This window comes from Olsenella sp. KH1P3, from assembly GCF_900167315.1.
GTDB lineage: Bacteria > Actinomycetota > Coriobacteriia > Coriobacteriales > Atopobiaceae > Olsenella_J > Olsenella_J umbonata_A.
This window is the reverse complement of sequence record NZ_FUWQ01000003.1, coordinates 96,164-116,168: the sequence shown is the minus strand read 5'-3', so window position 1 is coordinate 116,168 and position 20,005 is coordinate 96,164. Positions and strand designations below refer to the sequence as shown.

General features: G+C 62.3%; 14 protein-coding genes and 1 tRNA gene. 11 read left to right on the top strand and 4 right to left on the bottom strand.

From position 1 onward, the window contains the following. Window positions 1-62 precede the first annotated feature (62 nt). From B5D13_RS05175 to B5D13_RS05155, 5 genes are all read left to right on the top strand, one after another. Complete coding sequence (locus B5D13_RS05175) at window positions 63-1,535, top strand: PTS ascorbate transporter subunit IIC (protein ID WP_078687268.1); 1,473 nt, start codon at window positions 63-65, stop codon at window positions 1,533-1,535. A gap of 192 nt (window positions 1,536-1,727) precedes the next feature. Then, window positions 1,728-2,009 carry a PTS sugar transporter subunit IIB gene (locus B5D13_RS05170; protein ID WP_078687267.1) on the top strand — a complete coding sequence of 94 codons (282 nt, stop codon included), beginning with the start codon at window positions 1,728-1,730 and terminating at the stop codon, window positions 2,007-2,009. A gap of 79 nt (window positions 2,010-2,088) precedes the next feature. Then, complete coding sequence (locus B5D13_RS05165) at window positions 2,089-2,943, top strand: transketolase (protein WP_078687266.1); 855 nt, start codon at window positions 2,089-2,091, stop codon at window positions 2,941-2,943. Beyond that, window positions 2,943-3,902, top strand: a complete 960-nt coding sequence (locus B5D13_RS05160) for a transketolase family protein (protein WP_078687265.1) — start codon at window positions 2,943-2,945, stop codon at window positions 3,900-3,902. The genes B5D13_RS05165 and B5D13_RS05160 overlap by 1 nt, the downstream gene beginning before the upstream one ends. A gap of 268 nt (window positions 3,903-4,170) precedes the next feature. Further along, the gene (locus B5D13_RS05155) at window positions 4,171-7,119 is read left to right on the top strand and encodes a beta-glucosidase (protein WP_078687402.1); all 2,949 of its coding nucleotides are present in this window, start codon (window positions 4,171-4,173) and stop codon (window positions 7,117-7,119) included. A gap of 223 nt (window positions 7,120-7,342) precedes the next feature. Here B5D13_RS05155 and B5D13_RS05150 read toward each other — a convergent pair whose 3' ends face one another. Both B5D13_RS05150 and B5D13_RS05145 read right to left on the bottom strand, forming a co-directional pair. Next, entirely contained in the window at window positions 7,343-7,903 is a 561-nt protein-coding gene (locus B5D13_RS05150; protein ID WP_078687264.1) for a LemA family protein, read from the bottom strand. Between the two features lie 131 nt (window positions 7,904-8,034). After that, window positions 8,035-8,125, bottom strand: a tRNA-Ser gene (locus tag B5D13_RS05145). Between the two features lie 61 nt (window positions 8,126-8,186). Between B5D13_RS05145 and tadA the strand changes: the two genes are divergently transcribed. From tadA to B5D13_RS05130, 3 genes are all read left to right on the top strand, one after another. After that, entirely contained in the window at window positions 8,187-8,762 is a 576-nt protein-coding gene (gene tadA / locus B5D13_RS05140; protein ID WP_078687401.1) for a tRNA adenosine(34) deaminase TadA, read from the top strand. 126 nt (window positions 8,763-8,888) lie between these two features. Then, entirely contained in the window at window positions 8,889-9,869 is a 981-nt protein-coding gene (locus B5D13_RS05135; protein WP_078687263.1) for a threonine ammonia-lyase, read from the top strand. A 193-nt stretch (window positions 9,870-10,062) separates the two neighbouring features. After that, window positions 10,063-11,700: a hypothetical protein gene (locus tag B5D13_RS05130; RefSeq protein ID WP_143327750.1), complete on the top strand. Its 1,638-nt coding sequence runs from the start codon at window positions 10,063-10,065 to the stop codon at window positions 11,698-11,700. Between the two features lie 99 nt (window positions 11,701-11,799). On the opposite strand, the gene B5D13_RS05125 is transcribed toward B5D13_RS05130, so the two are convergent. Next, window positions 11,800-13,101, bottom strand: a complete 1,302-nt coding sequence (locus B5D13_RS05125) for a class I SAM-dependent rRNA methyltransferase (RefSeq protein ID WP_078687261.1) — start codon at window positions 13,099-13,101, stop codon at window positions 11,800-11,802. A gap of 262 nt (window positions 13,102-13,363) precedes the next feature. Here B5D13_RS05125 and B5D13_RS05120 point away from each other — a divergent pair, with 262 nt between their 5' ends. Next, the gene (locus B5D13_RS05120) at window positions 13,364-15,229 is read left to right on the top strand and encodes a carbon starvation CstA family protein (protein ID WP_078687260.1); all 1,866 of its coding nucleotides are present in this window, start codon (window positions 13,364-13,366) and stop codon (window positions 15,227-15,229) included. Window positions 15,230-15,364: 135 nt separating this feature from the next. On the opposite strand, the gene B5D13_RS05115 is transcribed toward B5D13_RS05120, so the two are convergent. After that, window positions 15,365-17,026 carry a DEAD/DEAH box helicase gene (locus B5D13_RS05115; protein WP_078687259.1) on the bottom strand — a complete coding sequence of 554 codons (1,662 nt, stop codon included), beginning with the start codon at window positions 17,024-17,026 and terminating at the stop codon, window positions 15,365-15,367. A 167-nt stretch (window positions 17,027-17,193) separates the two neighbouring features. Between B5D13_RS05115 and metA the strand changes: the two genes are divergently transcribed. Next, window positions 17,194-18,165 (top strand): homoserine O-succinyltransferase, encoded by a 972-nt coding sequence (metA, locus tag B5D13_RS05110; protein WP_078687258.1) that lies wholly within the window; start codon window positions 17,194-17,196, stop codon window positions 18,163-18,165. A 175-nt stretch (window positions 18,166-18,340) separates the two neighbouring features. Then, a complete protein-coding gene (locus B5D13_RS05105; protein WP_234970712.1) occupies window positions 18,341-20,005 on the top strand; it encodes a class I adenylate-forming enzyme family protein in 1,665 nt (554 codons plus the stop codon).

The window sequence follows — 20,005 nt, the reverse complement described above, 5'->3', positions numbered from 1 at the left end:
GGGATGCCGTAGGAAGTCATGAAAATAGGAATGTAGCAAGAACGCAAAGTAAAGGGGGAACCATGGCAGTACTCGACTTTATAGTCAACATTCTGTCTACGCCGGCTATTCTCGTCGGCCTTCTTGCCCTTCTCGGCCTCTGCCTCCAGGGCAAGCCCGTGGAGGACGTCATCAAGGGGACCATTAAGACCATCGTTGGCTTCCTGGTTCTGTCTGCCGGCGCATCTTTCCTGCAGACCGGCTCTCTGCTCGCTTTCGGTGAGCTCTTCAACTACGCCTTCAACATGCAGGGCGTCGTTCCCAACAACGAGGCAGTCGTTGCGGACGCGCTTCAGAACTTCGGCACCAGCTCGGCCATCATCATGGCCCTCGGCATGGTCCTGAACATCGTTCTGGCTCGTTTCTCTCGCATGCCGTACATCTTCCTGACCGGCCATCACACGCTGTACATGGCGTGCATGCTTGCCGTCATCCTCGGCGGCGCCGGCCACCTCGAGGGCATCCAGCTCTACATCGCTGGCGGCTGCCTGCTCGGCCTCATTATGGTGCTTTCGCCTGCGTACTGCCAGGTTACCTTCCGCAAGGTCACTGGCTCTGACGGCGTCGCGCTCGGCCACTTTGGCGGCATCGGCTACGCGTTCTCCGGCCTGGTCGGCAAGCTGTTCGCGAACGACCCCAACCGCAAGAGCACCGAGGAGATCAACTTCTCCAAGCGCCTTGTGTTCCTGCGTGACACCACCGTCTCCATCTCCATCACGATGATGGTCTTCTTCCTCATCGTCGTGGGCGTTGCTGTCAGTAAGGGCCTGCTCGGCCTCGTTCCCGCTGGCACCGATGCCGCTGCAGCCGCCGAGATTCTCGAGCCCTACGGCATCACCGTTGCCAATTGCGGTGAGCTTTTGAACGTTGGCACCGAGACCACGACCAACTGGGTCGTCTGGGCGCTCACTGCTGGCATGAGCTTCGCGGGTGGCGTCTACATCATCCTCTCGGGCGTCCGCCTGATCATCGGCGAGATCGTTCCTGCCTTCAAGGGTATTGCCGACAAGCTCGTCCCCGGCGCCAAGCCCGCACTGGACTGCCCCGTTGCTTTCACCTATGCACCTAACGCCGTCATCATCGGCTTCCTGTGCTCCTTCCTCGGCGGCATCGTTGGCCTGCTGATCCTCAACGGCATCAACGCCGCCATCCCCGTGGCACTCATCCTCCCCGGCGTCGTGCCCCACTTCTTCTGCGGCGCGACCGCTGGCGTCTTCGGCAACGCCGAGGGCGGCCTGAAGGGCTGCGTTGCGGGCTCCTTCGCCCACGGCCTGCTCATCACCTTCCTGCCCATGATCTGCATGCCTGTCTTCAGCGCTCTGGGCTACGTCGGCACGACCTTCTCGGATGCTGACTTCTCGTGGATGGGCATCGTTTGGGGTAACGCGGTCAACTTCGCTCAGGGTGGCGTCCTTGTTGCCATCTGCGTGGTTGTCTATCTGCTCCCCATCATCTACAACTTCGTCGCTCCCAAGAGGGAGGCCAAGGAGGCCTAGTCTCCTGAGCTAAGGGCAACAAGCGAGCTGTTCACCGGGGTCGGGCCGTTTGGGCTCGGCTCCGGTTCGTATGCCGGGCCAAGTTGTGCGTCTATCGCATTTACGACCGCGCTCAGAGCAAAGTGGGTAGACTATTCAATGTTCTTACATGCTGCCAACGGGGTGGCAATCGTGCCAAAGAAGGAGAACAACATGGCAATTCGCAAGATCATCTGCGCCTGCGGCTCTGGCCTCGGCTCTTCGCTCATCGTTCACATGAACACGGAGGAAGCGGTCAAGAAGCTCGGCCACCCCGAGATCGAGGTCGATCACACCACCATTTCCGACATCAACCCCACCGCCGCGGACCTCTTCGTCGTCGGCGCCGACCTTGGTGACTTCATCTCTAACATCCCCGACGAGCAGAAGATCGTTCTGAGCAATATTCTTGATAAGGCGGAGCTGGAGGCTAAGCTCGCCGAGCACCTGGGCTAAGATTTGGTCGTCACTTTTGGCCGGACGCCTTGGTGTCCGGCTTATTTTTTTTGAGTATCGATATGCGAAGGAGTGAAAAGTGGAAGAGAAGGAACTCAAGAACGTCAAGCTCCTTGCTGCCAAGGTGCGTCGCGACGTTCTCTCGATGCTCCAGCATCGTGGCTATGGTCACGTCGGCGGCTCCCTGTCCCTCGTCGAGGCCTATGCGGTTCTCTACGGCAAGCAGCTGAGGTATGACGCCTCGAATCCCCACTGGGACGAGCGCGATCGCGTCGTCCTTTCCAAAGGTCATGCTGGTCCCGTCATGTACTCGACGCTTGCCGAGTGCGGCTTCTTCCCTAAGGAGTGGCTCAACACCCTCAACGATGGTGGCACCAGGCTTCCGTCTCACACCGATCGCCTGAAGACCCCCGGCGTCGACGCCACGACGGGCTCTCTGGGCCAGGGAACCTCCGAGGCCGTGGGCATAGCCCAGGCCCTTGCCGTGAAGGGTTCCAAGAACTACACCTACCTGTTCGTGGGCGACGGCGAGCTCAACGAGGGCCAGTGCTGGGAGGCTTTCCAGTACCTCGCCGCCAAGAAGCTCAGCCGCTGCATCGTCCTTATTGACGACAACAAGAAACAGCTCGACGGCACCACTGATGAGGTCATGTACAACTTCGACCTTGCCAAGAAGATGGAGTCCTTCGGCTTCAAGACGCAGGTTGTCAACGGTCAGGACGTCGAGGCCATTGACGCCGCCATCGACGTCGCCAAGCAGAATGCTGAGACTGCCAACTGCATCGTCCTCGACACCATCAAGGGCGCGGGCGTTCCCTACTTCGAGCAGGCCGTCTCCAACCACTCTATGAAGTGGAACAACGACGAGATCAACAAGGCCACTGATGAGGCTATCGCCAAGCTTGACGAGGAGATCGAAAGGGGTGAGGCGTAATGTTTAAGCTCGCTGAGGACTGGGGCACCGCTGGAAGGCCCTACCGTGACGCCATCGTCGACACCCTGATCGACATGATGAAGGACAACAAGTCCATCGTTATGCTCGAGGCTGATCTCGGCGGCGCCTCTGGCACCCTCAAGATCCAGAGGGAGCTGCCCGAGCAGTTCTTCGAGTGTGGTATCTCTGAGGCCAACATGATGGGCATGGCTGCTGGCATGAGCTCCGAGGGCCTCATCCCCTTCACGCACACCTTTGGCCCCTTCGCCTCTCGTCGCTGCTTCGACCAGGTCTACCTGTCTGGTGCCTACGCCCACAACACGATTAACATCTGGGGTTCCGATCCTGGCTTCACCGTCGGCGCCAATGGCGGCACGCACACCACGTGGGAGGACGTCGCCCTGATGCGCACCATCCCCGGCTCCGTCGTCGTCGACGGCGCGGACCCCGTCCAGACCGAGTGGGTCGTTCGCGAGTTCGCCAAGACCGAAGGCGTCCACTATCTCCGTACCGGCCGCAAGTCTTCTTACAAGATCTACGAGGAGGGCTCCACCTTCGAGCTTGGCAAGGGCAACGTTGTGAGGCAGGGCTCTGACGTCTTGATCGTGACTGCCGGCCAGCTGCTCAGGGATGCGCTCGAGGCTGCAGAGAGCCTCGAGAAGCAGGGCATTTCCACCGAGGTTATCGACATGTTCTGCATCAAGCCGCTCGACGCCAAGCTGGTCCTGTCCGAGTCTGCGGGCAAGAAGGCCGTCGTCACCTTCGAGAACCACGGCGTCATCGGCGGCCTCGGCGACGCATGCGCGTCCTGTCTGATGGAGGCTGGCGTGTCCGTGCCGTTCAAGCGCCATGGCGTGACCGAGTCCTTCGGTCAGGTCGGCACCGCCGACTGGCTGCAGGCTGAGTTCAAGCTTACCGCCGCAGACCTCGAGGAGACCGTCAAGGCTCTTCTTGCCTAAGCCTCGACAAGACCCGCGCAAAGCAGCCTTCGGCTAGACCAAGCAAGATGCCCGTCTGTATTTCAGGCGGGCTTTTTGTTTACGCGGTCTCGCTCACTTGCGATGCGAGACCGCTGCGAGGCTGTTCACGGGACGAGAAGTGCTTCCGCATTGGTTGCAAGGGGTGCCGCCGTCCTAGAATGGTGGCGATGCAGTTTCGGCAAGTTTGGGGCATGGCGTGCAGAATAAGGCAGAAAAGGGTCGTGTGCGGAGGGTCGTGGTGAGGGCCATGGGCGGTCTGCTGCTGGTCGCGGTCGTTGCGGCGAACGTCGTCGCCGTCATGTATGGCGAGACGATCGACTCGTACCTGGGGTCAGATCGCGTCGACGTGTCCAGGGAGGAGCTGAACGCCCAACAGGCGCGAGACGCCCAACTTGCCGAGGACGTCGAGTCCGAGGGGCTCGTTCTTCTCCAGAACAGGAACCAGACGTTGCCGCTCTCCAAGGACGACACTAAGGTCAACGTCTTTGGCTGGGCCTCCACGCAGTGGGTCTCGGGAGGCTCCGGCTCGGGCGGCGTCGCGGGCGAGTCTGCCGGCCTCCTCGACGCGCTCACGGCCTACGGCGTCTCGTACAACGAGGAGCTCGCGAATGCCTACCGTAGCTTCCAGGGCGAGCGGGCCAACCTGAGCGCCGGGTCGCTCAACAGCCATGACCGCGACTTCTGCCAGCTCTGCGAACCGCGCATGGACGACAAGACCGTCTATAGCGACCAGGTCCTGAATGACGCGAAGAAGTACTCCGACACGGCCATCGTCGTGCTGTCGCGCGTGGCGGGGGAGAGCATCGACTGCCCGCGTGCCCAGTACTGTGTGAACGAGCGTGGCGGCTCGCCTCGGGAGGTCGCGGGCAGGCAGTACCTCGAGCCGTCCCCCGAGGAGGAAGCGCTCATAAGGTACGTCGCGGCCAACTACGACAAGGTGATCGTGCTGGTGAACTCCACCAACCCCATGGAGCTTGGGCTGGTCGAGAGCATCGACGGAGTCGACAGCTGCATGCTCGTGGGAACGACGGGCACCAGTGCGGCGAGCGCCGTGGTAAAGGCGCTCTACGGCGACGTGAACCCGTCCGGGCGCACGACCGACACCTACCCGTACAGCTTCGAGACCAACGCGAGCTGGGTCAACTCTGGCGCGGACGGCGAGGGCTCCTACCTCAACGCGCGGGGATTCTATCCTGCGGACGGAACGACGAACTCGAATGTGGGAACCAGTGAGCCGTACGACGCGGTGCGCTACGTCGACTACGCGGAGGGCATATACGTCGGCTATCGGTGGTACGAGACGGCTGACGCCGAGGGCTATTGGAGCGACGTGAACGACGCCTATGGCACGGGGTACGACGGCGTCGTCCAGTATCCGTTTGGCTACGGGCTCTCGTACACCTCGTTCGACTGGAAGGTCGTCGACCGCTCCTTCGCCCGCGGCGCGCGCGTGGGCGCCGACGACACGCTGAGCATCACCGTCCGCGTCACCAACACGGGCTCTGTGGCGGGAAAAGATGTGGTGCAGCTCTACTACACCAGCCCCTACACGCCCGGCGGAATCGAGAAGTCCTCGACGGAGCTGTGCGACTACAAGAAGACCAACCTGCTCCAGCCGGGTGCGTCTGAGGACGTGACGCTTTCGGTCAGGGTGAGCGACATGGCGTCGTACGACTGCTATGACGCAAACCACAACGGGTTTTGTGGCTATGAGCTCGAGCCGGGCGAGTATTGCCTCGAGCTCAAGCGCGACGCGCACACGCTCGCCCCGTGCAAGGGGGCGCGCAGCAGCGTGAGGGTGGCCAAGGGAATCAAGCTGCAGGGCGACCCCGCGTCGGGCGCCGAGGTCACTAACCGCTTTACCGGGGACGCCTCCGAGGCGGGTATCTCGGTTGACGGAAGGACCACGGGCGCGAACATCACGTACCTCTCTCGCGCGGACTTCAAGGGGACGTTCCCCCGCATGCGTGTGGACGACCGAGAAATGCCCGATTCCCTCAAGCTGTTCAATCGCTATGACTCTGGACAGGCGTATGCGCAGGACCGCTCCGGAGAGGGCGCGGATGCCGTTGACGTGGCATCCCAGGGTACGAACTCGCTGGGTGCCGGGGCCTGCAACCTGTGCGAGAACGGCAAGCTCACCGACCTTGGTCGCGCGTTGGGTCGCGACTACAACGACGAGCGTTGGGACCTCGTGCTCGACCAGCTCTCGCAGAGGGACATGCTGAACCTGGTGCTCCACGGCTACTCGAACTCCGCGAAGCTCGACGCGGTGGGCAAGCCGCGCACCAAGGAGCTGGACGGCTCTTCTCAGGCGTCGTCGTTCAACCAGCTGACGTATGGCGTCGGCTTCCCCAACCCGACCACCCTGGCCCAGACGTGGAACCAGGACCTTGCGCACGACTTCGGCCGAGCCGTCGGAATGGAGTGCGCGATGCTGGGGATCGATGGCTGGTATGCGCCGGCCTGCAACATCCACCGCAGCCCGCTTGGAGGGCGAAACTACGAGTACTACTCGGAGGACCCGCTGCTGTCCGGGCGCATGGCCGCCGCGACCATCCAGGGCTCCGACGAGACCGGAACGTTCTGCTACCTCAAGCACCTGGTGCTGAACGAGCAGGACTCATACAGGGACTCGCTCTACACCTGGCTGACCGAGCAGTCGCTGCGCGAGCTGTACCTCGAACCCTTCCGCATTGCCGTGGAGGAGGGACATGCGACCGGCATCATGAGCTCGTACAACCGCATCGGTGGAATCTGGGCGGGTGGAAGCCACGCCCTGCTGACCGACGTGCTCAGGGGGGAGTGGGGCTTCAGGGGCTCGGTCATTACGGACTACAGCGACCACCATGCATACATGAACGCTGACCAGATGCTGCGCGCGGGTGGCAGCCTCTACATGGACGGCGTGTTTGCCGACGGCTCGTTCGCCCTGCCCACGAACACCGCGAACTTCCAGAGCAACCTGCGGCGCGCCACCAAGGACGTAATCTACGTCTGGCTCAACGCGCGCGCGTGCAACCTTGACTACAACGACGCGGCTGAGCAGGCGGGCGTGGCGACGATAGACAGGCCCATCAAGACGAGGGGAACCTCGCCGGTGATGGCAGTCATTGCGGTCCTGGACGCGGCTGCGGCGATCGCGCTCTGCTTGAAGCTGCGTCGGGTTCTGAGGCGCAGGCGCGAGGCGAGGTGACGATGGCGGCGCTTGGGGAGAAGGGCCTCCAATCCTGAGGGGCGAGGCACTTCTCCCTGGGTGCCCTCCGGTCACCTGGCTCGCATCGCCAGGGACACCTGGTGCTTGGCACTTGGTGCATGACTGCAACCGCCACCAATAAGGGGGGCACCGACCTGGTCGATGCCCCCCCTGTCGGTCGCGCCCCACGAAGCGCGCGGCGACGCGTGTGCCTGCGTCGCGGCTAGAACTTCACCTGCGGAGCCTGGCGCGCCGCGGCGTCTGCCACCTCGAAGCCCGCACGGGTCTTGAACTTGCCGCCGCCAAAGAGGCTGGCGACAAGGCTTCCCGGGAAGGTCTCGATCGCGTTGTTGTACTCGAGCACGCAGTCGTTGAAGCTCATGCGCGCGTAGCTGATCTTGTCCTCGGTCTGGCCGAGCTCCTCCTGCAGCTGCTGGAAGTTCGTGTTCGCCTTGAGGTCGGGATAGGCCTCGGCAACGGCGAAGAGCGTCTTCAGCGTTCCGGAGAGCTGGTTGGAGGCCTCCATCTTCTCTTCAGGGGTACCCGCGTTGGCGACGGCCGCGCGCGCCTCGGTGACCGCCTGGAGCGTGCCAGACTCGTGTGCCGCGTAGCCCTTGACAGTTTCGACCAGGTTGGGGATGAGGTCGTTTCGACGCTGAAGCTGCGCGTCAATCGTCTGCCACGCGTTGTCGCAGCGGTTGTCCTTGGTGACAATGCCGTTGTACAGCGAGACGAGCAGGGCGGCGAGTACGACCAGAACGATGACTACGATGATGAGTGCCATTTGTGCCCCTTTCTACCTACGCGTCCGCCGCGCGGGTTTCGCTCTCGGAGTCATAGCGACAGTATACCCGGCGGATATGTCACCCAATACAACAAAAAAGCGGGTCGCCCTAGGCGGCCCGCGAGCAATTATGGCGGAGGGAGAGAGATTCGAACTCTCGGAACGTTATTCGCGCTCGACGGTTTTCAAGACCGCTGCAATCAACCACTCTGCCATCCCTCCAAGGACGTGAGTGGATATATCCTACCTCATAAGGATGCAAACGGAAACGGAGAAGACGCTTATGGTCGATTCTGACGCCTTCCGCCGGGACGCCCAATCTGAGGCTCAGACCGCGCTGGACGAGAAGTACATGCGCCTCGCGCTCGAGGAGGCTCGTGCCGCAGCTAGCGAGGGCGAGGTGCCCATCGGTGCGGTGGTGGCGTGCGGTGGCGAGGTGGTTGCCCGGGCGCACAACCGCCGGGAGACCGACCGAGACCCCTCAGCGCACGCGGAGTTCCTGGCGATGCTGGGCGCCTCTCGCAAGTTGGACCGCTGGCGCCTGACGGGGTGCACCGTATACGTGACCCTCGAGCCCTGCCTGATGTGCGCGGGGCTCATGGTCAACGCGCGTGTCGACCGTTGCGTGTATGGCGCCGGCGACCCTAAGGGCGGGGCCCTGGGCACGCTCTTCGACCTGAGTCACGACGAGCGTCTGAACCATGCCTTTGAGGTCACGCCACACGTGCTTGAGGATGAATGTGCTGACGTTCTTCGCTCATTCTTTCGTGAGTGCCGCCGCAGGCGGAAACGTAGTGCCGCCGAAGCGATCGCAGAGCAGGAGAGCAAGCGTTCTCGCAGGGACGGCGACGATTGCTGACGATTGAGTCTCTTTCGTCAAGATGTGCTACCGCAAGCTGATTATCTGAACGCTATTGGTTATCTTTTGCATTTTTATGCGCTAGATTAGTGGTTGTACATTTTTCGGGCTACGAAGGAGCGGCGCATGAAGGAGTGGTTTACCGCGCAGGGCGTGCGTGATGCCCGCGAGCGCATTCGCAACTACATTCGCGAAACCCCTCTTGAGGAATCCATCTACCTCGACGACGAGGACCGCCGCTACTTCTTCAAGCTTGAGAGCCAGCAGCTGGGCAGGAGCTTCAAGATTCGCGGAGCCCTGAACACCATCTCCCAGCTCAGCGAGTGCGAAAAGGCAAGCGGAGTCGGTACGGTTTCGACCGGAAACCATGGCGTGGCCGTCGCCATGGCGGCCAAGGCTCTGGGCATACGGGACTGCGCCGTGGTCGTGCCGCTTGGCACACCTCACGCGAAGACCGATCGCATTCGCTACTACGGCGCTCGCAGCATGATGCTTGGCGCCGACTACGACGAGGCCCTGACGCTCGGAATCAACTACATCGACCGCGCCGAGATGTTCTACGTCGACCCCTTCGAGCACGATCCTCGAGTGTATGAGGGGCAGGGGACCATAGGGTTCGAGATCATGGAGCAGAATCCCCGGATCGACACCATCGTCGCGCCCATTGGCGGCGGCGGCCTCATCACGGGCATTGCCGTTGCCGCGAAGTCCGTAAACCCTGACGTCCGCATTATTGGCGTTCAGACGAAGGCCTGTCCCGCCATGTCTGATGCGCTTCGCGACGGCGTCTGTTACAGCCGCTACCCAACCAAGGGCGAGACGGTCTGCGAGGCGATCGTGGGCGGCATTGGTGAGATCTCGTTCGAAATGCTGCCCGACCTGGTCGACGACATCATCCTCGTTTCGGAGGAGAGCATCGTCGACGCCTTCAAGTTCATGATCGAGAAGGAACAGCTTGCGGTTGAGGCTGGCAGTGCCATGGTGGTCGCTGCGGCCTGCGAGTACCCCGACCGCATAGGCGGACGAAACATCGCGCTTGTCATCAGTGGCGGCAATATTGATGTCAACATACTCACCAGCGTGTTCCAAGGTCCGCTCGCGTCCTAGGATTCCCTCCCAAATCGCTCGCGAGCCGTGCGGGACCTTCCATCGCAACCTAGTCGATACCGTTCTGCTTACGTTATTGTCACATGGCGGAATACGTGAACACTGGCTCTTTAAGCCAGTGTTCAGGCGTGCTATTTTTTTATATGTATGTGATTGGGTGTCGTTTCGCATTGTCTCGTGTGAGGAGGTTCCCATGAAGAAATTGCACGCATGGCTCGCGTTAACGCTGTCGTTTGTTCTGGCTGCTGCCTTGGTGCCATCGGCGGCGTTCGCAGATGACGGGGCTATTGGAGACGCCTCTGGCCAGGGCCAGGAGGAGCCGACGACTATCGTGGAGGCCGCGTCCGCGGATGGGTCCGCGTCGGCGTCTGCGTCCGCTGTCAATGCAACGGCGGGTGCGACAGACAGTACGCCAGACGGCCAGGCTTCTACTCCCACTCTTGGCGTTGCGGAGGCTTCGGCTCCCACGCTTGGGCCGGCAGTGGCCGGCGCGAACTTTACCGTTACGAGCGAGGGCGATGACAAGGGCATTGCCATCGTCACGACCGAGCGCAATGGGGAGACAACGCACTGGTATGACGACGCCGAGATGGGTGGAGCCACTGATCGCGTCGAGGGTACGGCCGTTCCCCCTAGCACCCTGAATGTTACGGTGGCGTTTGGCTTGATTGCCGATTCCGTAACCATCAACAATGTACCATTTGACGTCGATGACCCTACTCACTTTAGCCTTCCGCTCGCAAGCACGGGTGACTACAACATCCATCTCGTCGCGAAGGTCGACCCTCTCCAGACCACGCTGATATGGTCTACCGCAAAGAAGCCCGTGCCGGATAAGGACCACTTCGTCGTCAATGGTGACGTGGATGTCCTTAGCGTGACCTACGAGGGGGTGACGTACTCGCGCGAGGATCTGTACAAGAACGGAGAAGAGGATGGTCAAGATGGATTTACCCCTGGTCGCCCCAGCGGTTCCAAGGGCTCGGATCCAGATGACCCCGACTCCATCTCGTTCTATTACTTCCGCATTCCCGCCGGCGCAACGGTAACCATCAAGCTCAAGCCCGAGTACGGCTACCAGTACCTCAAGGGCGCCCTCAACGGGCAGGCGGAAATCACGCCGCAGCAGGAGATGGGCACCTTCACGTTTGTGATGCCCCGCTGCAACCTTCACCTTGCGGCCCTGTTCACTCAGGTGGATGATAGCGTCGTAAACAATGACGCGAACATTGCTTCTGGCACCGTCAAGGGCAACGGGAACATCATCGATTCCGGTAACCTCCGCCTCGAGATTCAAGAGATGGGTGCGGCGGACAGGGCGACGATGGACCAGAGCAGCGCCGCCAATGGCGGCACGGGCGTTCTCTACCTCGACCTCTCCCTTGACCAGCTGGTCGCAAAGGGCAATGCGAACTCCGCATGGACCAGCTCGCTGAGCGAGCTCAACGACTCCGCGCAGATGAGCTTCGTGCTGTCCGACGAGGCCGCGGCGAAGATTCCCGACGGCGCTACGGTGTTCGTCGTCCGCAACCACAATGGTGTGACCGAACGTATTCCGGCAACGTATGACGCCGCCACCAAGACACTTACGTTCAGCTCCGACAGGTTCTCCGACTATGCCGTCTACTTCGAGGAGGGCAAGGCCACGCCTCCCGCCCCTTCCTTTAAGATGGCGGCCGCGACGGCCCCGACGGCCCCGACGACCTCTGCGCCGGGCTCCGAGCGCAGTCCCCAGACGGGTGATCTGTCCACGAACGTGGCGCCGATCGTCCTTCTTGCCGTCGGTCTTCTGGCGGTCGGCCTGTTCGGAAAGGCTAGGGCTCGCGTGTAGGGTGGGCATCGTTTGACCGTTAGTTAGCGTGACGATGGAAGAAAGGGTCCACGGCCAGGCCGTGGACCCTTTTCACGTCTTCAGGCTGGGGTGCGTGCCCTAGATGACCTGGAAGATGAAGAAGTCCAGGTAGTGCGTCTCGGGCACTCCCCACAGAATGGGGTGATCGGGAGCCTGCTGCAGCTCCTGCACCTGTTTGAGCTGCACGTTGGCGTTGTGCGCGGCCTCGGCGATGGCCTTGGCCAGAAGGTCACGCGTCATGAAGTGGCTGCAACTGCAGGTCGCAAGGTAGCCGCCGCGCGGCAGCAGGCGCATGGCGGCCTGGTTGATCTCGCGATATCCCTTCGAGGCGTGGTTGACCGTGCCGCGACTCTTGGTGAAGGCGGGCGGGTCGAGAACGATGAGGTCAAAGGGTCCGCCCTCCTCGCGCAGGCGCGCCCTGTCCTTTGCGAGTTCGGGAAGGTACTCGAGCACGTTTGCGCAGGTGAATCCCATGGTTGAGTCGAGCTTGTTGAGTCGCGCGTTCTCGCCCGCAAGGTCGATGGCCGCCTGGCTCACGTCAACGCAGCGCACGAACTCGGCGCCGCCCGCGGCGGCGTTCAGGCCAAAGGGGCCCACGTGGCAAAAGCAGTCGAGCACGCGACGCCCGCCGGCGATGTCGCGAACGGCGCGACGGTTGTACTTCTGGTCCAGGAAGAAGCCGGTCTTCTGGCTGTTCTCGATGTCGAGATCAAACGCGATGCCGTTCTCGCGCACCGTGACGCGTGCGCTGTCAGGCGTGTCCAGCGCAAGGTCGCTCGACGAAAAGTCATACCACCCCTTGTCCAGGCCAAGTCCGTCCTTTGCGCGTGCGGGCGAGTCGTTGCGTTCGTAGATGCCGCGGATTTCCTGGCCGTCAGCACGCAGCGTCTGGATGATGAGCGGATAGATGGCCCCCTTGAGTCGCTCCATGCCCACGGTTCCCACCTGGGAGACGAGCACATCCTCGTAGCGGTCGACAATCAGGCCGGGAAGCCCGTCCGCCTCGCTGAAGATGATGCGGCAGCAGTTGGTGTCGGGCTCACAGCCGGGCAAGGCGCGCCCTCCCATCGCGACCTTGCGATGGTCCCAGGCCCACTGGACCCTGCGACTCCAGAACGCGTTGTCAAAGCGGTCGTTCGCATTGCGGCTGACAATGCGAACGCGAATCTTTGACTCCAGCGAGATGAGTCCTGCGCCCTGCCAGGTTCCGTTTTCCTCGAACACGTCGACTACGCAGCCGTTCTTGACGGCGTCGTCGTTGGCGGGGGAGGGCTCCGTCCTGATTACCTCGCCCTCGAACACCCAAGGGTGTCCGCTCTTGAGCGACCGTGCCGCCTTCTTCGTGACGATGACTCGGGGGTAGGGACGAACCTGCTTCATGCGTGGCTCCTTGCTGACAGGAATGCGCGTACTTCTCACTGTCATTTTGAGACACCGGAGCCTTCGCAAGGACGAGGTTGCGGGCATCTGACGGAGGCTACACGACCTCGTTTGTAACAAGAGGGTTCAATTGGCGTTTCTCAATGGTTTCGTTCGGACGAACGGCATAAAACTGCAGCGTAAACGGCTTTAGCATGGCTGCACTTCGCGTCAGGGCAAGAAAGGCTTGCCAGCGCTCGATCCCCAAGGGGAGGTATGACACATGAATGGTTTGGCTGTTATTGTCGTTGCTGCGGTGGTCCTGGTTATTGGATACGTCGTATACGGTCGCTGGCTAGCGAAGTCCTGGGGCGTTGACGCTGACGCCCTGACCCCCGCGGTTCGCATGGAGGACGACAAGAGCTTCGCCCCTGCGTCACGCTTTACGGTCTTCTCTCACCAGTTCTCCTCTATCTGTGGCGCAGGCCCCGTGACGGGCACCATCGTCGCCATGATGTTTGGCTGGCTGCCCGTACTGCTGTGGGTTCTCGTGGGTGGCATCTTCTTCGGTGCCGTTCATGACTTCGGCGCGCTCTACGCGTCCGTCAAGAACAACGGCAAGTCGCTGGCACAGCTCATCGAGAAGTACATCGGCAGGACCGGCCGTCGCCTGTTCCTCCTGTTCAGCTGGCTCTTCTGCGGCATCGTCATCGCTGCCTTCACCTCTATGGTCGCAGGCACCTTCAAGATGACCGTCGGCGATGCGGGCATCGACTTCGCCAAGTCCTACGCCGCCGGTACCGCAGGCACGATTTCGATCCTCTTCACCTTCGTGGCCATGTTCTTCGGCTGGGTCTGCCGCAAGTTCGACCTCAAGGGCGCCAAGGAGTTCGCCCTCGCGGTTCTGCTCATCGCCGTCATGTTCTTCGCCGGCATGCACTTCCCGATCTACCTCGACATCAACGGCTGGATCGCCGTGGTCATGGTGTACCTGGTGCTTGCTTCCGCCATGCCCATCCAGGTTCTGAAGCAGCCGCGTGACTACCTCACGACCATCATGATGGTCGCAATGATTCTCGGCGCCATCGCCGGCATCTTTGTCCTCGCAATCCACGGTCAGGCAACCATGACCGCCCCGATGATTGCCTCCACCGAGGCCATGGACAAGCTTGCCGCCAGCGGCAACTTCATGTTCCCCGTTCTGTTCGTGTCCGTCGCCTGCGGCGCCCTCTCCGGATTCCATAGCCTCGTCTCGTCCGGCACCTCCTCTAAGCAGGTCGCGAATGAGAAGGACATGCTTTCCGTCGGCTACGGCGCCATGGTCCTCGAGAGCCTCGTCGCCGTCATCGCTATCGTTACCGCTGGAATCATGTACGGCGACATGAACACCGCCGGCACCGGCGCCCTGAACGGCGGCGTCGCAAGCACCCCGTTCCAGATCTTCGCGGCCGGTCTCGCCAAGGGCATGACCACCATCGGCCTGGACTCCACGTTCACGACCGTCTTCATGACCATGAACGTCTCTGCTCTTGCCCTCACCTCCCTTGATGCGGTTGCCCGCATCGGCCGCTCTTCGTTCCAGGAGTTCTTCTTCAAGACCAACGATGCCCTCCAGTCCGACCAGAAGCAGTCTGGCGCCATGGGGGTCATCACGAACGTCTGGTTCGCGACCATCGTCACCCTGCTGCTGGGCCTCTCGCTCACCTTTGGTGGCTACCTCAACATCTGGCCGCTCTTCGGCGCGTCCAACCAGCTGCTCGGCGGCATGACCATGATCACGCTTGCCGTCTTCTGCAAGGCGACCGGCCGTAAGGGTTGGATTCTCTACGCCCCCGTCGCCTTCCTGCTTGTCTGCACCTTTACCTCGCTTGCCATGAGCGTGTACGGCTGCGCTACCGCCCTTGCCGCGGGCGTCACCGCCGACGTCCTTGCCACCAAGGGCCTCCAGCTCATCTTCGCGGTTCTGCTGATGGTGCTCGGCCTCATCGTCGCCGTCAACTGCCTCAAGGAGTTCTTCGGTGCCGAGGCTGGCTCGATGCCCGACGAGGAGCCCGAGTGGACCGAGCTCGGTCGCCAGCGCGTTGCGGACGCCGCAAAGGATGCGCTGCACGACTCCGTGTCTGGTACGGCTGCGCCCGCCGAGGCGTAACGCTACCTCTCGGACGGCGGCTGCAACGCTTCCCGCCAGCTAGTGAACGGGGCGGCCCGGATGATCCGGGCCGCCCTGGCTTTTAGCGAGGCCTTGTTGTTGCGCTGTCCCTCTTTGCGTGGGCGAGGGGTGGCTCTAGTAGTGCCTGCCGTAGCGTCCGCCACTCATTCCGCGCCCACGGCTGCGCGAGCCGCTGAAGAGGCTGCGGGTTGGCTTGTTGGTGGAGCGTCTGGCGTTGGGGACGATGCGTGACGAGTCGTACTCGAAGCCCTCGAGGTCCCACACCGGCACGAGCTTCTTGGTGAAGTACTCTATCTCGCGCAGCGGGCTGATTTCGTCAGGCGCGACGAAGGTGTAGGCGTGTCCCGTGGCGCCGGCTCGGCCGGTGCGTCCGATGCGGTGTACGTAGTCCTCGGGGTCCATGGGAACGTCGAAGTTCACGACGGCATCGATGCCGCTGACGTCGATTCCACGGCTCATGACGTCGGTCGCCACCAACACCTGGATCTTGCCTGCGCGGAAGCGCTCCAGCGCTCGCTCGCGGGCCCTCTGCGGGCGGTCGGCATGCATGACGTCGACCTTCACCCCCGCGTTCTTTAGGTACTTCTCGAGATCGTCGACACGATGCTTCGTGCGGCAGAACACCAGCACGCGCTCTGGTCGCTCGCCGGATGCCGCGCCGGCCAGGAGCTGCTCGAGCAGTTGCGTCTTCTGTCCCTGGGTGACGGGGCACAGGTGCTCCTCGACGGTGTCGGCGGTCTCGCCCACGCGAGCGATCTCGACGACTACGGGCTCGTGGAGCATCGCGTTGACCGTTCCCTTGATGGAGGGAGGTAGCGTTGCCGAGAAGAGCAGGGTCTGGCGCTTCTGGGGGAGTGCTGCGATGATGCGTCGGACGCTGGGCCAGAAACCCATATCCAGCATGCGGTCGGCCTCGTCGAGCACGAAGACCTGGACGTCTTTCAGGTTCACGTGGTCGTGCTCCATCAGGTCGATCAGACGGCCTGGCGTGGCTACCAGGAGGTCGCAGCCCTCCTCGAGCTCGCGAATCTGGCGTTCGAACTTGGTGCCGCCCATGACGACGACGGACTTCTGGTTCGTGTGCTCGCATACGGTGGTGACGACCTTCTCGATCTGGGAGGCGAGCTCACGCGTGGGCGTAACGACCAGCGCGAAGGGTCCGAATGGCTTGGCGTTGGGGTCGGCCGCGCGCGTCTCGGCAGCGCTGCTCCTTGAGGATGCCTTCCTCTTGCGACGGCGCTTCGGCTTGGGGGCCTGGCCCTTCTCGCCTGTCTTTGCAGAGCGATCGGATGGCTTGCGGGTGCGCGTGCGCCTCTTGTCGGAGCTCTCGGACGCCTCGTCGGATGCGTTGGCGGTTGCGCCCGGTGCCTTCCTGTGGTGACGCCTGCGCCTGCGCTTGGGGCGCTCGATCCTGCCGTCGGAGTCGACGCCGGCGGAAACCGATGCGCCCGCGCCTCCCGCCTCGTCGGCGATGACGTCGGGCGTGTCGCTATCGCCCTCGTTTGGGGGCAGGTCTTCCCGCGGCGCGTCGGCCTCGACGTCGCGCGCCTGTTCCTCTCGCGCGGCGCTGGAGAAGGGCTCGATCACCTGGAGGAGGGGCAGCGCGAACGCCGCGGTTTTTCCCGTACCCGTCTGGGCGGATGCTATGACGTCTCTGCCGGCGAGGACGGCGGGGATTGCTTGCGCCTGAACGGGGGTGGGCGTGGTAAAGCCGAGGGCTGCGACGCCCTCGAGTATGTGCTCGTTTAGCCCGAGCTCGGCAAATGTGGTGTTCATGGCTCCTAGTATCCAACAACTGGTCGTTTTCTGCATCCCGTGAGGTGGGCGTCGCGCGCATCTCCACATGTGTATGGAGGTCGTTTTCGCTGATGCCGCATGCGTTGCCGCGCCGAGCATAGGAGAAAAGCTGATAATCTAAGTGCACGAACCAAGAAGGAGCTAGCATGCCCATCAACATCCCCGACGGTCTGCCCGCAAAGCGCATCCTGAGCCAGGAGCGCATCTTTGCCATTGAGGAAGAGGTTGCGACCAGGCAGCAGATTCGACCGCTGCACGTTTTGATCCTCAACCTGATGCCGACCAAGATAGAGACCGAGACGCAGATACTCCGTCTCATCTCTAAGTCGCCGCTCCAAGTGAGCTGCGACTTCATGCGCGTCTCGAGCCATGAGTCGACGCATGTCTCGGCGGACCATCTGGTCAAGTTCTACGAGACCTTCGACACGCTTGAGGGCAACAACTACGATGCGCTCATCGTCACGGGCGCACCGGTCGAGAAGCTGCCGTTCGAGCAGGTGGACTACTGGGACGAGCTCTGTCGGATTCTGGATTGGAGCCAGGAGCACGTCTTCAGCACGATGTTCCTGTGTTGGGGTGCCCTTGCCGGTCTGTACCACCTCTACGGCATCCCCAAGAAGCAGCTGGGGCAGAAGCTGTTCGGCGTCTTCCCGCAGCGCCTTTGCGATGAGTACAGCTTCCTGACCAACGGCTTCGATGAAGTCCACAACATGCCGCACTCGCGTCACGCCGCGATTGACACCCTTGAGCTTGCCAACCACCCGGAGCTGCACGTGCTCTCCGAGGGCTTCAAGACCGGCCCCGCCCTCATCGCCACGCGCGACTTTCACGAGATCTATGTCACCGGTCACTTCGAGTATGGGCGCGACACCCTTGCCGGTGAGTACTGGCGAGACTTCAAGAAGGGGCTGCCCATCCGCGTGCCCGAGAACTACTTCCCGGACGACGACCCCGAGCGCCAGCCCATCTTTACTTGGCGTGCCCATGCGAACCTTCTGTATCGCAACTGGCTGAACTGGGTCTACCAGATGACTCCCTACGACCTCGCCGCCATCCCTCGCACCATCGCTGCTCTCAGGGCGGACTCCGATGGTATGGTTGACAAGTTCGAGGCCTAGTCCCATTTCAAATTGCTCGTCTTGGGGTGCCTTCCCCTTGGCGGTGGCCTGACGTGTCGCCGCCGACGGCGATGGCGCCGTATGCGGGTTTTAACGTTTAGGCAACAGCTCACGGGATATCTTCTCCTTACTTCCGCGCGACAGGCGTCGCGGGTCTTCTGCGAGAGGATGTGCCGTGGCAGTCACCATCGATACAGACCTTACCGTCGTCGACTACCTTCGACGCAACGCCCGCGAGCACGGTGACGACGTCGCTCTGGTCGAGATCAATCCGCAGCGCCCCGAGAACCGTCACATTACCTGGCGCGACTACGACCTGATCGAAACCACCAACGACGAGCCCCTCCGCCGCGAGATTACCTGGTCCGTTTTCGACGAGAAGGCCAACAGGTTTGCCAACCTGCTCCTGAGCCGAGGGGTGCGTAGGGGCGACAAGGTTGCCATCCTCCTGTACAACTGCATCGAGTGGCTGCCCATCTACTTTGGCGTCCTCAAGACCGGCGCGATTGCCGTGCCCCTCAACTTTCGCTATGCGGCTGACGAGATCAGCTACTGCATCGACAAGGCCGACGTGAACGTCTTGGTCTTCGGCCCCGAGTTCATCGGTCGCCTCGAGAGCGTCGTGGGCAAGGTGCAGCCGGGCCGGCTCCTGCTCTACGTTGGCGATGACTGCCCCACGTGGGCCGAGCCCTACCAGGAGCTGGCAAGTCTCTGCTCGAGCATCGACCCCGACGTGCCGATTTCCAACGAGGACGACGCCGCCATCTACTACAGCTCGGGAACGACGGGCTTCCCCAAGGCCATCCTGCACCAGCACCAGAGCCTGACCCAGGCCGCCCAGATGGAACAGGTGCACCACGGCCAGACGAGGGGCGACGTGTTTCTGTGCATACCGCCCCTCTACCACACCGGCGCAAAGTTCCACTGGATGGGGTCGCTCGTGAGCGGAGGCAAGGCGGTCCTGCTGCGCGGCGTCTCGCCGCAATTCATATTCGACACCGTCAGCAAGGAGCGCTGCACCATCGTCTGGCTGCTCGTGCCTTGGGTCCAGGACATTCTCACGGCCATCGAGCGCGGAGAGCTGCGGCTGGAAGACTATCACCTCGACCAGTGGCGGCTGATGCACGTCGGCGCCCAGCCGGTGCCCAAGAGCCTCATCCAGCGCTGGCGCAAGGTCTTTCCCCGGCACGATTACGACACCAACTACGGCCTGTCCGAATCGACTGGCCCCGGCTGCGTGCACCTGGGCGTCCAGAACGTCGATCACGTGGGCGCCATTGGCGTGCCGGGATATCGCTGGGAGTGCAAGATTGTGGACGAGAAGGGCATTCCCGTTGCCCCAGGGGAGGTTGGCGAGCTCTGCGTTCGTGGTCCCGGACTCATGAAGTGCTACTACGGGGACCCTGTCGCCACGGCCGAAGCCCTTGTCGACGGATGGCTGCTTACGGGTGACATGGCCCGACGCGACGACGATGGCTTCTACTGGCTGGTCGACCGCAAGAAGGACGTGATCATCACGGGCGGAGAGAACCTCTATCCCGTCCAGATAGAGGACTTCATGAGCTCGTACGACGCCATACAGGATGTGGCCGTCATCGGTCTGCCCGACGAGCGCCTGGGCGAGGTCGCCGCGGCCATCGTCGAACTCAAGCCAGACTACGTCGGCAGGGTGGGTGAGGAGGAGGTGCTCGACTTCTGCCAGGCCCTGCCGCGCTACAAGCGCCCGCGAAAGATCATCTTTGCCGATGTTCCGCGCAACGCGACCGGAAAGATCGAGAAGCCGCTTCTGCGCAGACGCTACGGGGCCTCCGGGCTCGTGGACAAAGAGAACCGGTCCTGA